The sequence below is a fragment of the Neisseria sp. P0018.S001 genome, from assembly GCF_051957355.1.
Classification (GTDB): domain Bacteria; phylum Pseudomonadota; class Gammaproteobacteria; order Burkholderiales; family Neisseriaceae; genus Neisseria; species Neisseria subflava_A.
In genome coordinates, this window is record NZ_JBQCWN010000051.1 from 1 (window position 1) to 494 (window position 494).

Below are 494 nucleotides of genomic sequence, written 5' to 3' on the forward strand. Positions count from 1 at the left end.
AGACGTAATTGATTTGGAAAACAACTATGTTGAGCAAGTCATTGAAATGGCAATTTCAAAATAATCAGATGCCGCCGGCGCCCAAGCCTACCAACTGGCCGATGGCGTCGGCAAAGTAGCCGACGCCCTTAAAAACCAAACCGGACAGCAAGGCGCCGTCCTCTTGTCCGTCGAAGCCGGCTTCGGCTTTAAAACCGCCGGCAAGGAACAAAACCAACACTACCGCCAAAGCCAGCAAAGCAGCCTGAAAGCTGGCGGCGACATCAATATCCGCAGCCGCGAGGGCGACATTACCGTCCAAGGCAGCAACATTACTGCGGGCGACACCATCCGCCTCGATTCCGCGCGCGACATCCGGCTGCTCTCCGCCCAAGACAGCCAACATCAGGACGGCAAAAACCGCAATGCCGGCGTACAAGTCGGCGTCGGGGTTTCCGTTGGTGCCCAAACCGGCGTCTATATCTACGCCGAAGCGGCCTACGGCAAAGGCAAAA

Annotated in this window: 1 protein-coding gene; it reads left to right on the forward strand. The window is 56.7% G+C overall.

Translation table 11 applies throughout. The annotated features are described in order from the left end of the window. Positions 1 to 163 precede the first annotated feature (163 nt). On the forward strand, positions 164 to 494 hold a 331-nt coding region (locus tag ACTHTJ_RS10770; RefSeq protein WP_440360979.1), incomplete at its 3' end, for a hemagglutinin repeat-containing protein.